This window comes from Streptomyces sp. HUAS MS02 (genome assembly GCF_055702265.1).
The window spans coordinates 6,553,664-6,566,571 of record NZ_CM146747.1 but is presented as its reverse complement, the minus strand read 5'-3'; the positions used below and the strand labels follow the sequence as shown (position 1 = coordinate 6,566,571).

8 protein-coding genes are annotated in these 12,908 nt (G+C 72.1%); 1 reads left to right on the top strand and 7 read right to left on the bottom strand.

All coding sequences use genetic code 11. The annotated features are described in order from the left end of the window. Window positions 1–102: 102 nt before the first annotated feature. Window positions 103–570, bottom strand: coding sequence for a hypothetical protein (locus tag ACZ9QC_RS28270; RefSeq protein WP_472921835.1), 468 nt, complete (start codon window positions 568–570; stop codon window positions 103–105). A 174-nt stretch (window positions 571–744) separates the two neighbouring features. Then, entirely contained in the window at window positions 745–1,851 is a 1,107-nt protein-coding gene (gene proB / locus ACZ9QC_RS28265) for a glutamate 5-kinase (RefSeq protein ID WP_472921834.1), read from the bottom strand. Window positions 1,852–2,206: 355 nt separating this feature from the next. Here proB and ACZ9QC_RS28260 point away from each other — a divergent pair, with 355 nt between their 5' ends. Beyond that, window positions 2,207–4,276 carry a hypothetical protein gene (locus ACZ9QC_RS28260; protein WP_472915683.1) on the top strand — a complete coding sequence of 690 codons (2,070 nt, stop codon included), beginning with the start codon at window positions 2,207–2,209 and terminating at the stop codon, window positions 4,274–4,276. 336 nt (window positions 4,277–4,612) lie between these two features. Here ACZ9QC_RS28260 and obgE read toward each other — a convergent pair whose 3' ends face one another. The 5 genes from obgE to ACZ9QC_RS28235 all read right to left on the bottom strand — a co-directional run bounded on the left by obgE (window position 4,613) and on the right by ACZ9QC_RS28235 (window position 12,751). Further along, on the bottom strand, window positions 4,613–6,049 hold the full coding sequence (obgE, locus tag ACZ9QC_RS28255) for a GTPase ObgE (RefSeq protein WP_472915682.1): 1,437 nt from the start codon (window positions 6,047–6,049) through the stop codon (window positions 4,613–4,615). 145 nt (window positions 6,050–6,194) lie between these two features. Further along, a complete protein-coding gene (gene rpmA, locus ACZ9QC_RS28250) occupies window positions 6,195–6,449 on the bottom strand; it encodes a 50S ribosomal protein L27 (RefSeq protein ID WP_033525817.1) in 255 nt (84 codons plus the stop codon). Between the two features lie 14 nt (window positions 6,450–6,463). Continuing rightward, window positions 6,464–6,784 (bottom strand): 50S ribosomal protein L21, encoded by a 321-nt coding sequence (gene rplU, locus ACZ9QC_RS28245; RefSeq protein ID WP_033525816.1) that lies wholly within the window; start codon window positions 6,782–6,784, stop codon window positions 6,464–6,466. A gap of 196 nt (window positions 6,785–6,980) precedes the next feature. Continuing rightward, window positions 6,981–8,279 carry a phospholipase D-like domain-containing protein gene (locus tag ACZ9QC_RS28240; RefSeq protein ID WP_472915681.1) on the bottom strand — a complete coding sequence of 433 codons (1,299 nt, stop codon included), beginning with the start codon at window positions 8,277–8,279 and terminating at the stop codon, window positions 6,981–6,983. Between the two features lie 287 nt (window positions 8,280–8,566). Further along, window positions 8,567–12,751 carry an Rne/Rng family ribonuclease gene (locus ACZ9QC_RS28235; RefSeq protein WP_472915680.1) on the bottom strand — a complete coding sequence of 1,395 codons (4,185 nt, stop codon included), beginning with the start codon at window positions 12,749–12,751 and terminating at the stop codon, window positions 8,567–8,569. Window positions 12,752–12,908 lie beyond the last annotated feature (157 nt).

Genomic DNA, 12,908 nt, shown 5'->3' with positions numbered 1-12,908 from the left:
ACAGGAAGGGTAGTCCGCCCGGCGGAGGCGCCCCTCGCGTGTTCCACAGCGCGAGACACCTGGGCGAAGGACGCGTTTCCGGCGGGACGGGTGCGCGGGAGGTCAGTACGGGTGGACCCCTACGGGTGTGGCGGGGGCGGGTCCGTGGCCCTCGGCGATGCGCTGGTGGTACGTCTGGCGGTCGATGACCTCCAGGCCGACGATCTCCCAGGGCGGCAGGCCGGCCGTCCGGCGGTGTTCACCCCACAGGCGCAGGGCTACGGCGGCCGCGTCGTGGAGGTCGCGGGCCTCCTCCCAGTAGCGGATCTCGGCGTGGTCGTGGGCGTAGCGGCTGGTCAGCAGGAAGGGGTGGTCGTGGGCGAGCTGTTCGAGTCCGCGCCGCACCTCCGTGAGGGGGGCCTTGGGTCCGGAGAGGCTCAGCGTGACGTGCCACAGCCGGGGCAGGTCCTGCGGCTTCTCGACGCTGTCGCCCTCGTACGTGTCCGAGGCGGCGACGCTGGTCAGCGTCCGCTCCTCGCCGGCCGCACGGGAGGAACCACCACCACGGGACGCGGCGGCCCCGGGGCGCACTCGTCTCACGACGGCCTCCTTCGCAACGATGTCGTGCCTCGTCAATGGGTCGTGCAAGGGGTCCTGCGGAATCTCCCTGAGACAAAGTTGAGCAGGCTCAGGGGCTTCGCGTGGCGGTTTTACGGAACGCGCACCGCCGGGGCCCGTGCTCCGGCCCTCCCGGGGGGCCGCTGGTCAGGGGCGCAGGAGGACGAGGTCGTCCCTGTGTACGACCTCTCGTTCGTACGCGGGACCCAGCTCGCGCGCCAGTTCCCGGGTCGAGCGGCCGATCAGCTGGGGGATCTCCTTGGCGTCGAAGTTCACCAGTCCGCGCGCGACCGCCCGGCCCGTGCCGTCGCGCAGCTCGACTGGGTCGCCTGCGGTGAAGTCACCCTCGACGGCCGCGATGCCGGCCGGCAGCAGTGACGTACGCCGCTCGACGACCGCGCGGACGGCGCCCTCGTCGAGGACGAGCGCGCCCTGCGGGGTGGAGGCGTGCTGGAGCCACAGCAGCCGGTCGGCGGACCGCTTGCCGGTGGGGTGGAAGTACGTACCGGTGTCGCCGCCGGAGAGGGCGTCCGCCGCGTGGACGGCGCTGGTCAGGACCACGGGGACGCCCGCGCCGGTGGCGATCCCGGCCGCCTCGACCTTGGTGACCATGCCGCCGGTGCCGACGCCCGCCTTGCCGACGCTGCCGATCTCCACGTGCGCGAGGTCCTCGGGGCCCCGTACCTCCGCTATCCGCGACGTGCCGGGCTTGCTGGGGTCGCCGTCGTACACACCGTCCACGTCCGAGAGCAGGACCAGCAGGTCTGCCCGGACGAGGTGGGCGACGAGGGCGGCGAGGCGGTCGTTGTCGCCGAAGCGGATCTCGTCCGTGGCGACGGTGTCGTTCTCGTTGACGACGGGCAGCGCGCCCATCGCGAGGAGCTTGTCGAGGGTGCGGGAGGCGTTGCGGTGGTGGGCCCGGCGGCTCATGTCGTCGGAGGTCAGGAGCACCTGTCCGACCCGGATGCCGTAGCGGGCGCAGGAGGCCGTGTAGCGGGCCACCAGCAGGCCCTGGCCGACGCTGGCGGCGGCCTGCTGCCGGGCGAGGTCCTTGGGGCGGCGGCGCAGGCCCAGGGGCGCGAGCCCGGCGGCGATGGCACCGGACGAGACGAGCACGATCTCCCGCTCGCCACCGCTGCGGGCCTTGGCGAGGACGTCCACGAGGGCGTCCACCCGGTCCGCGTCGAGGCCCCCGGAGGCCGTCGTCAGCGACGAGGAGCCCACCTTGACCACGATCCGGTGCGCGTCCCGCACGCCCTGCCTTGCCGCTGACACCTGTATCCCCAATGTTCCGAACCAGCCCGGTGTGTGCACTGCGCAATCTACGGGAGCGGGCGGTCCGGACGCGTTCTCATTTCGAGGGGCGGACGGCGCGGGTCCACGGGGCGAAAGGGGCGGAAGGGGGCGGTCGGGCTCGGAGCCCTTTATGAGGAGACGGTGTGACGTCGCTCAAGGTTCCAAGCGTTTTGTCCGACTAGCGGCTATTGCCCTCGCGGCAGATTGCTCCTCGGCCTCCCTAGGTCATACGGTCAGGGATCGGCCTCCTCAGGCCACCCCCAAGACTCACTTCCCCCCTTCGTCCGTCGCACCCTCCGCAGGAGCCCAGCCCGTGCCCTCCGCAGGCCTCGCACCCCGCCGCATCGCGCAGCTGTCAGCGCTGTTCGCGATGTTCGCGCTCTTCACGGCCCAGATCGTCTCCGCACTGCTGCCGAACATCACGGTGTTCGTCGCCGCCGGCGCGGCGGGCCTCGTCCTGGACACGTTCCTCCAGTACCGGGACCCCGGACTGCTCGCGCTGCTGAGCAAGGTCCGCTTCGACGCGCTGGTGCGCCAGCTGCTGCGCGACATGCTGATCCTGGTGGGGCTGCTGCGCATCGACGGCATCGATCCGCTGCGCGAGCAGGCGCCTCTCCTGGTCGCCCTGATCGCCTTCTACGCGGTGCACTTCGCCTGCCAGGCCGTCTCGGTGCTGGTCCGCCGCACCCGGACCCTGCCGATCGTCACCCGCAACATCGACGCCTCCGAGCTGCGTCTGACGGCCGCCCCGCCGCGCATCCTGGCCCGCCGCCAGGCCCACCGGCTGCTGACCTTCTCGCTGCCCGTCACGGCCGGCCTGATGCTCACCGCGGCCACGCAGGACGCCCTCTGGGGCTTCGCCGGTGTCGGCACCGGGCTCGCCCTGCTCGTCCTGGGCACCGCCCACCTCGCGACCTGGCTGCTGCCGAAGAAGCGCGCGAAGAACGAGCAGCAGGTCATGGAGTGGCTGGACCGGTGGCTCGCGGACTACCGGCCGACCACCGCGATGTACTTCTCCGGCGGTACGACGTCGGCCTACCAGGCGAACATGTGGCTCTCCACGCTCTCCCAGCTGGAGAAGCCGCTGATCGTGCTGCGTGAACGCTTCATGGTGCAGAAGATCGACGCGACGGACGTCCCGGTCATCTGCTTCCCGAAGGTCTCGACGATGTTCTCCCTGGAGACCTCGACGCTGAAGATGATGCTGCACCCGGCCAACGCCGCGAAGACCTCCCAGGTGCTGCGCATCCCCACGATCAAGCACGCCTTCATCAACCACGGCGAGAGCGACAAGCTCTCCTCCTGCAACCCGTACGCCAAGGCGTACGACGAGGTGTGGGTCGCCGGTCCCGCGGCGCGCGAGCGGTACGCGCTCGCCGAGGTCGGCGTGGAGGACAAGGACATCGTCGAGGTCGGCCGCCCGCAGCTGGCGCCGATCCGCCCGTACGCGGGCCCGCCGACCGGCACGTACACCACCGTCCTCTACGCCCCCACCTGGGAGGGCTGGGACGGCAACCCCGGCAACACGTCCGTGGTCCTGGCCGGCGAGAACATCGTCCGGCAGCTCCTCGCCGACGACAAGGTCCGGCTGCTGTACAAGCCGCACCCGATGACCGGCTCGGTCGACCCGCGCGCGGGTGCCGCGAACGAGCGGATCAAGGCGATGATCCGGGAGGCCAACACCAAGCGGTCCGGGGCTCGCCCCGGCCCCGAGGCCGCCGCCGAACTCGCTCGCCGTACGGCCGAGTTGGACAAGCTGACCTCGACGTCGTTCCGGTCCAGCGCGGACGAGATGGAGCGGATGCTGCTGCAGGGTGCGCCGAGCGGGGACCGTGAGACGGCCATCGCCGAGGCGACGCTGGCCTGGGAGAAGGCGTACTGGGCGTCGTTCCCGGAGTGGGAGCACCGGATCATCACCGAGGCGCGGCCCGCGATCTTCGCCTGCTTCAACGTGTCGGACCTGCTGATCAGTGATGTGTCGTCGGTGGTCTCCGACTGGCTGTCGAGCGAGAAGCCGTACTCGGTCGCCAACACGTCCGGGCTGCCGGAGGTCGCGTTTCGGGCGGCGTTCCCGACGGTCTCGGCGGGTGTCGTGCTGACGCCCAAGGCGGGCGGGGTGCCGGCGCTGCTGGAGTCGGTGCGCAACCCCGAGAAGGACCGTTTCGCGCAGGCCCGCGCCGAGCTCAAGGAGCAGCTGCTCGGCCCCTCGGACCCGCCCTCGCTGGTCCGCTTCGACCTCGCGGTGAAGGCGCTCTGCGCCAAGGCCGACGACCGTCGCACCCGCATGGAGTCCCGTCTCGCCGACGAGGTTCCGGCGCCCCGGAAGGCGCAGGAGTCGGGCGACGAGCTCTCCGAGGGCGAACCCTCGGAGGCGCTCGCCTGACGCCGGCAGCGACGACGAAGGGCCCCGGTTCACTACCGGGGCCCTTCGTCGTGTGCGTTCGGCCGAAGCCGCCCAATAGCTCGGGTGCTGAGCTTGTGCGGCGACTGCGGCAGGTATGTGGTTGCTCGCGCAGTTCCCCGCGCGCCTTACGGGGCTTAGCTGCGGGCAGTCGTGCCGCTGGGGCGATGGGGGTACCTCCCGCTCGAGCGAAGTCGAGAGTGGGGGAGGGTGGGCGCAGCGGCACCCCGCCAGCGCCGGTGAGCGAAACCCCGCCCTTGCCCAGCCCCAGCGGACGGTGCCGCGGAACTCCGGGCTCCGCAGAGCCCGACGACAGCCCTAGAACGGCTCGAAGTCGTCGTACTCCTTCTGCAGCTCGTCCCGCTCCGCCTGTCGGTCGCGGCGGCGCTGGACCGCCGGCCGGGGCGCCTCGAAGCGGTGGTCCTCACCACGCCGCCCCAGCATCTCCGCACCGGCCATGACGGTCGGCTCCCAGTCGAAGACGACCGCGTTGTCCTCGGGTCCGATGGCGACGCCGTCGCCGGAGCGGGCGCCCGCCTTCATCAGCTCCTCCTCGACACCGAGGCGGTTGAGCCGGTCGGCGAGATAGCCGACCGCCTCGTCGTTGTTGAAGTCGGTCTGCCGCACCCAGCGCTCCGGCTTCTCGCCCCGCACGCGGTAGAGACCGTCCTCCTCGCGCACGACCGTGAAGCCCGCGTCGTCGACGGCCTTGGGCCGGATGACGATCCGCGTCGCCTCCTCCCTGGGCCTCGCGGCACGCGCCCGGCCGACGAGGTCGGCGAGCGCGAAGGACAGCTCCCGCAGCCCGGTGTGAGCGACGGCGGACACCTCGAAGACCCGGTAACCGCGGGCCTCCAGGTCCGGCCGCACCATCTCGGCGAGATCCTTGCCGTCGGGCACGTCGATCTTGTTGAGGACGACGATCCGGGGCCGGTCGCCGAGCCCGCCGTACTGCGTCAGCTCCTCCTCGATGATGTCGAGGTCGGAGACGGGGTCGCGGTCCGACTCCAGCGTCGCGGTGTCGAGGACGTGCACGAGGACGCTGCACCGCTCGACGTGGCGGAGGAATTCGAGCCCGAGGCCCTTGCCCTGACTGGCGCCGGGGATCAGGCCCGGCACGTCGGCGATCGTGTAGACCGTCTCGCCGGCCGTGACCACGCCCAGGTTCGGGACGAGGGTCGTGAAGGGGTAGTCGGCGATCTTCGGCTTGGCGGCGGACAGGACCGAGATCAGCGAGGACTTCCCGGCGCTGGGGTAGCCGACCAGCGCCACGTCGGCGACGGTCTTGAGCTCCAGGACGATGTCGCCCATGTCGCCGGGCACGCCGAGCAGCGCGAAGCCGGGCGCCTTGCGGCGGGCGGAGGCGAGGGCCGCGTTGCCGAGGCCGCCCCGGCCGCCCTGCGCGGCGACGAAGGAGGTGCCGTGGCCGACGAGGTCGGCGAGGACGTTCCCCTGCCGGTCGAGCACGACCGTGCCGTCCGGGACCGGCAGGACCAGGTCCTGTCCGTCCTTGCCGGAGCGGTTGCCGCCCTCGCCGGGCTTGCCGTTGGTGGCCTTGCGGTGCGGGGAGTGGTGGTACTCCAGGAGGGTCGTCACCGACTGGTCGACGGTCAGGATGACGTCGCCGCCCCGGCCGCCGTTGCCGCCGTCGGGGCCGCCGAGCGGCTTGAACTTCTCCCGGTGGACGGAGGCACAGCCGTGACCTCCGTTACCCGCGGCGACATGCAGTTCGACGCGGTCCACGAAGGTGGTCATGGTGGGGTGCCTCCTGGGGGTCCCCCCGGCCGACGGACGGGGGTGGTACGGGTTCGGTTACTGGGTAACACGCGAAAGGCGGACCCGCCTTCCCACACGGGAAGTGAGGTCCGCCTCGCGAAAGACTGTCCGAAGACTTTTCCGATCAGCCGACCGGAACGATGTTCACGACCTTGCGGCCGCGGGCGGTGCCGAACTCGACCGCACCGGCGTTCAGCGCGAACAGCGTGTCGTCCTTGCCGCGGCCGACACCCGAGCCCGGGTGGAAGTGCGTGCCACGCTGGCGGACCAGGATCTCACCGGCGTTGACGACCTGACCGCCGAAGCGCTTCACGCCGAGCCGCTGAGCGTTGGAGTCGCGACCGTTCCGGGTGGACGATGCGCCCTTCTTGTGTGCCATCTCTCCTCAGTCCCTTACTTCGCAGCCGCGGGGATCTCAGTGACCTTGATCGCCGTGTACTGCTGGCGGTGGCCCTGACGACGGCGGTAGCCGGTCTTGTTCTTGTAGCGCAGAATGTCGATCTTCTGCCCCTTGTGGTGGTCCACGACCTCGGCCTGGACCTTGATGCCGGCAAGGACCCACGGGTCGCTGGTCACGGCGTCACCGTCGACGACGAGCAGGGTCGAGAGCTCGACCGTGTCGCCGACATTGGCGGTGGAAATCTTGTCAACCTCAACGATGTCGCCGACAGCAACCTTGTGCTGGCGACCACCGCTGCGCACGATGGCGTACACGCGGATCTCACTCTCTCGCTCCGGAACGGCACCCCCGCAGTCCAGCCACCCGACATGGCGGGCGGCCTCTCCCACGGCGCCGGGCGCGCGGAAGGAATGAGGTTTACGGGGATGTGACGCGTCGCTACCTACGGACACGCCGACGGTCAAGGTTACGGGGCCACGCCCGAAGGGGTCAAACCGAGCCCCTCCCCCGCTACCCGGCGGGCTTCTCGCCGTCCGCCGGCAGCGGCTTCACGCCCTTGCACAGGTCGGTGGTGTCGGCCTTGCCCGGGTAGGCGACGCCGATCACCCTGTCGAAGTGCGTCCGGTACATGTCGTGCACCGCGTCGTCGTCGACCTTGACGATCGCCTCGTCGTTCTCGCGCAGCGCGGGCCCGGTGTAGTTGCCCGACCCGGTGAAGCTGATCTTGTTGCGCACGCCGTCGTACTGGCCGTCCACGAGGATGTACTTGGTGTGGATGATGTACGGCGTGGTCAGCTTCTTCCCGGGGTTCAGCGGGTCCCGGTCGTCGTTGTAGCACCGCACCGTCGGCCCGCCGGACGTGTGCATCTTCTCCCACGTCCCCTTGGTCCCGCCGCTGCTCTTGGCGCTGTCGGACTCGGCGTACACGATGCTCACGTTGCAGCCGGCCTTCTTCAGGGCCACCAGCTTCTCGGCGATCGCCAACCGTGTGATCTTGAAGATCGCGACCCGCACCCAGGTCTTCCGCGCCACCCCGGCGCTGTCCTTGTACGAGCACTGCACGTTGTTCAGCACCGAGTACACGGTGTCGGTGGCCCGGGTGTTCCCGGCCCGGGGGAAGAAGTACGCCTTGTACAGGCCGTTGCTGACGGTCCGGTACTCCCAGGCCGCCCAGTCCCGGCCCACCATCGTGTCGAAGTAGTCCGCGTACGCGTCGTACATCGTCGGGTTGTCCGGCAGCAGCAGCGCGTCGTTGAAGAACTTGGTGTGCGCGGAGGGGGTCGAGTTCGACGTGGTCTGCACGACCACGTTGGTGGCACCCTCGACCGCAGAGAACAGCCAGAACTTGTTGTGCATGATCGACTGCCCGTACTTCGGATCGCCGAGGCAGGACCTGTCGACGGCACAGGTCGCTATGTACGACCCCTTCGTCCGGTCGGTGCCGAGCGCCGCCGCCAGGCTGCCGTACGCGGTGTTCGTGGGGCGGTCGCTGACGCTCGACTCGTCCAGCAGGACCTGGACGCGCACGCCCCGGTCCTTGGCGGCCACGAGCGCGTTGACGACGGACGCCTCCCACACGTGGTAGACGGCGACCTTGATGGTGGAGCCGGGGAGCGCGGCGTCCGTCAGCTCGACGAGCCGGGTGCGTATCGCGAGTTGCGCGGCCTCGTCGCCCAACGGGTCGTTGAAGAGCGGGCCTTCGGTCCAGTTCGGCGAGGCCTGCGCGACATCCGCGGCCGTCACCTGCGCACCGGCCGCCGCCAACACGGTGGCCAGCGCCACCGCCCCCCGCACACGCACGCGCGCCATGCGATCCCTCCCCGTTCCCGCCCTGCCCGTAGGTCCACGACAGCGCTCACACCTACGCTCACGCCATCGCTCACGACTGCGATTTCGACTACGTGAGTGTTACAGGCGCCCGAGGGTGCTCAAGGGGGGAGGGGGTACCGGTGAGACGGCAGAGAGGAGCAATACTCCGCAAATCTCCCCAGCCGGTGTGAAGTTACTCTCCCGGAACGGGCCGGTGCCCCCACCGGATGGTCAAACCACCCGGTGGGGGCACCAGTTGGAGCGGATCGGCATCCGCCCCGTGGGGCTCAGCTCTCGTCGGTCGAGGCCGTCACCGTGGCCGAGGACTGCTCGGCGGCCACCGTGGTCTTCTTCGCGGCCGACTTCTTCGTGGCCGCCTTCTTGGCCGTGGCCTTCTTCGCGACCGTCTTCTTGGCGGCCGCCGTCTTCTTCGTGGCGGCCTTCTTCGCCGTGGCCTTCTTGGCCGTCTTGCGCGCCGCCGCCTTCTTGGCGGGCGCCTCGGCCTCGGTCTCCTCGGCCGCCGGAGCGGACTCCTCGACCGGGGCCTCGGCCGCGTCCTCGGCCGGAGCCGACGGGACCACGACCACGGCCGCCTCCTCGGACGCGGTGGGCGCGGTCGCCTTGCGGACGGCACGCCGACGCGGACGGGCCGGAGCCGCGCTCTCGGCGACGGCCGCCGCCTCGGGCTGCGCGGCCTCCTCGGCCACGGGCTCGGCGACCGGCTCGGTCACGGGCTCCGGCGCCGGCTCGGCGGCCGCCACCGTGACCACGGTCTCCTCCGCCGCCGCTCCTGCCGGAGCGCCCGCCGGAGCGGACACCTTCCGGGTCGCCCGGCGACGCGTACGGCCCTTGGGAGCGGCCTCCTCGGTGCTCGGCTCGGCGGCCGGCGTCTCGACGACCGGGTCCTCCACCGCGACCGGCTCCGCCTCGGCGGCCTCCCGCGACTTCGGGGCACGGTCCTCGGAGACGGTGGTGACGGCCACGGCCTCACGGGACTCACGCGTCTCACGGGACTTCGGGGCACCGGAGGGCGCGGACGCCCGACGGGTGGCCCGACGACGCGAACGGCCGCGCCCGACCGCCGCCTCGGCCTCGGCGACGCTGCTGTACAGCTCCTCGTCCGGCTCGAACTCGGGGGACGGCAGCGCCACGGGCTCGGCGACCTCGGCGGCGACCTCGGCGGCCGCCTCGGTCTCGACCGGCTCGGCCGACTCAGCGGGCTCGACGCCCTCGGGAGCGGACACGTGCTCGTGGTCGTGCTCGGCACCGCCACGACCGCGCTTGCGGCGCTTGCCGCCACCGCCGGGAGCGGTCGGCTGGTCCATGTGCACGATCACGCCGCGCCCGTTGCAGTGGACGCAGGTCTCGGAGAAGGACTCCAGCAGGCCCTGGCCGACCCGCTTCCGGGTCATCTGCACCAGGCCCAGCGAGGTGACCTCGGCGACCTGGTGCTTCGTACGGTCGCGCCCCAGGCACTCCAGCAGGCGCCGCAGCACCAGGTCCCGGTTGGACTCCAGGACCATGTCGATGAAGTCGATGACGACGATGCCGCCGAGGTCGCGCAGCCGCAGCTGACGCACGATCTCCTCGGCCGCCTCCAGGTTGTTCCTGGTGACCGTCTCCTCCAGGTTGCCGCCCTGGCCGGTGAACTTGCCGGTGTTGACGTCGACCACGATCATGGCCTCGGTCTTGTCGATCACCAGCGAACCACCGCTGGGCAGCCAGACCTTGCGGTCCAGCGCCTTCATCAGCTGCTCGTCGATGCGGTACGTCGCGAAGACGTCGACCTCGGAGGTCCACTTCTGCAGACGGTCCGCCAGGTCGGGCGCGACGTGCGAGACGTACCCGTGGATGGTCTCCCAGGCCTCCTCGCCGCTCACGATGACCTTGGAGAAGTCCTCGTTGAAGATGTCGCGGACGACCCGGACGGTCATGTCCGGCTCGCCGTACAGCAGCGTCGGCGCGTTGCCGTTCTTGGCCTTCTTCTGGATGTCCTCCCACTGCGCCTGCAGTCGCTCGACGTCGCGGCGCAGCTCGTCCTCGCTCGCGCCCTCGGCGGCGGTGCGCACGATGACGCCCGCGTCCTCGGGGACGATCTTCTTGAGGATGGTCTTCAGCCGGGCCCGCTCGGTGTCGGGCAGCTTGCGGCTGATACCGGTCATCGACCCCTCGGGGACGTAGACCAGGTAGCGGCCCGGCAGGGAGACTTGGCTGGTCAGACGCGCGCCCTTGTGCCCGATCGGGTCCTTGGTGACCTGGACGAGCACGGACTGGCCGGACTTCAGGGCGGACTCGATCCGGCGCGGCCCGTTGGCCATGCCGAGCGCCTCGAAGTTGACCTCACCGGCGTACAGGACCGCGTTGCGGCCCTTGCCGATGTCGATGAAGGCGGCCTCCATCGACGGCAGCACGTTCTGCACCTTGCCGAGGTAGACGTTGCCGACGTAGGAGGTCGACTGCTCCTTGTTGACGTAGTGCTCGACGAGCACGTTGTCTTCCAGGACGCCGATCTGGGTGCGCTCGCCGCTCTGGCGGACGACCATGACGCGCTCGACGGCCTCGCGGCGGGCGAGGAACTCGGCCTCGGTGATGATCGGGACGCGTCGGCGCCCCTGCTCACGGCCTTCCCGGCGGCGCTGCTTCTTGGCCTCCAGCCGGGTGGAGCCCTTGATGGACTGCACCTCGTCGGACAGCTCGGTCTCCTTGGCGCGCCGCTCCCGCGGCTCGCGGACCTTGACGACCGTCCGCTCGGGGTCGTCGGAGGCCACCTCGGCCTCGGTGCCGGAGTCCCCGGCACGGCGACGGCGGCGACGGCGCCGACGGCTGCTGCTGGAGCCCGAACCGGACTCCTCGCGCTCGTCGCCCTCGTCCTCGGCGTCCTCGTCCAGCTGCTCGGCGGTGTCCTCGGCGTCCTGCTCGGCCTGCTCGGCGGCGAGCTCGTCACCCTCGGCGGCGTCCTCGGCCTCGGCCGACTCGCCCCGGCGACGACGGCGGCCACCCCGGCGACGGCGGCGCCGCGACCCGGTGGACTCCTCCTCGCCGTACTCGTCGCCCTCGGCGGCGTCCTCGGCGCTCTCCTCGGACTCCTCGGGCTCCTCCGGCTCGTCGGCCGCCACGGGAGCGGCCGCGGGCTGCTCGGCCTCGGCCGGCTCGCCCCGGCGACGACGGCGACGCCGCGACCCACCGGTGGACTCCTCCTCGGCGAACCCGCCCAGGTCGGTGGTCCCGGCGCTCTCGGCAACCTCAGCCGGCTCGGCCGTCACGGCCTCCGCCTCGGCGGCGGCCTGCGCGGCGGCCCGCTCCGGCGTCTGGAACATCGGCTCGGTGAACACCGGCGCCTGGAACACGGCCACGGCGGGCCGTGACGGACGCGAGGGCGCGTCCTCCGCGACCGGCGCCGCCGGCGCGGAGAAGCCGACTGCCGCCTTACGGGTGGCCCGACGACGGGCCCGACGCGGACCCGCGTCCTCGGCCTCCGCCTCGGCGGCCGCGCGCGGCGCCTCGACCGGCTCGGGCTCGGCGGTCGCGGGGACGGCCTCGGCGGCGGGCGTCTGCTCGGCCGGGGCCGACACGGTCTCGGCGGCCACGGCCTCGGCCTCGGGCGCGGCGGCCCGGCGCGTGGCACGCCGACGGGTACGCCGGGGCGCGGCCTCCTCGGCCGTCGTCTCCACCGGCGCGCTCTCCTGAACAGCGGCGGGCGCGGCTTCCACGGCTTCCGCCGGGGCCTCGACGATCTCGGCGGCCTTCGGCTCACCGGCGGGCGCGGACGCCCGGCGCGTGGCACGACGGCGCGGACGCGGCGCGGCCTCCTCGACGGCCGACGCCTCGGCGACGGCGGCGGGCTCGGAGGCTGCCTCGGGCTCGGCCGCCTTCGCGGTCGCGGCGGGGGTCTCCTCGGCTGCCTGGGGGGCGCCCGTGGGCGCGGAGGCGCGGCGGGTGGCGCGACGGCGCGTACGCCCGGCGGGCGCGGCCTCCTCGATGGCGGCGGGCGCCTCGGCGACGGCGGCGGGCTCGGCTGCCGCCTCGGCGACGGCGGCCGGTGCCACGGTCTCGACGACTTCGACGACCTCGGCGTCCTTGGGCGCACCGGCGGGCGCGGAGGCGCGGCGGGTCGCGCGACGGCGCGTACGCCCGGCGGGCGCGGCCTCCTCGACGGCGGGCGCCTCGGCGACGGCGGCGGGCTCGGCCTCTTCCGTCTCCTCGGCCTCGGTGACCTGCGCGTCCTCACCGGTCACGCCGTCCTCGACGATCTCGGTGGTCTCGTCCGCCTCGGTCGGCTCGACGGCCGCGAGGTCCTCGGACTCGGCGGCCGGTATGGCCGGCGCGGTGATCTCCGCGGCCGCTTCGGCGGCGGACGGCGGTCCCGCGGGGCGGGACGCGGCACGGCGGCGACGGCGCGGCGGCAGGGTGTCGCTCGGCGTGGTGTGGTCGGAGCCCTGCGCGGGCTCGGCGGGTTCGATCGTTTCGGGCATGCGGGCGTTTCTCCCGTCAGGCTCCCGGGCGCCGCACCCGGTCCGGCGTGGCCGGTGACGTCCGCGGCTCGCGTCGTACGCGACTGCCGCCGTCCGGGGCGCGGGCGCCGCACGGGAGCTCTCTGTGTCCTGTCTCGCCGGTTCCGTACGCCATGTT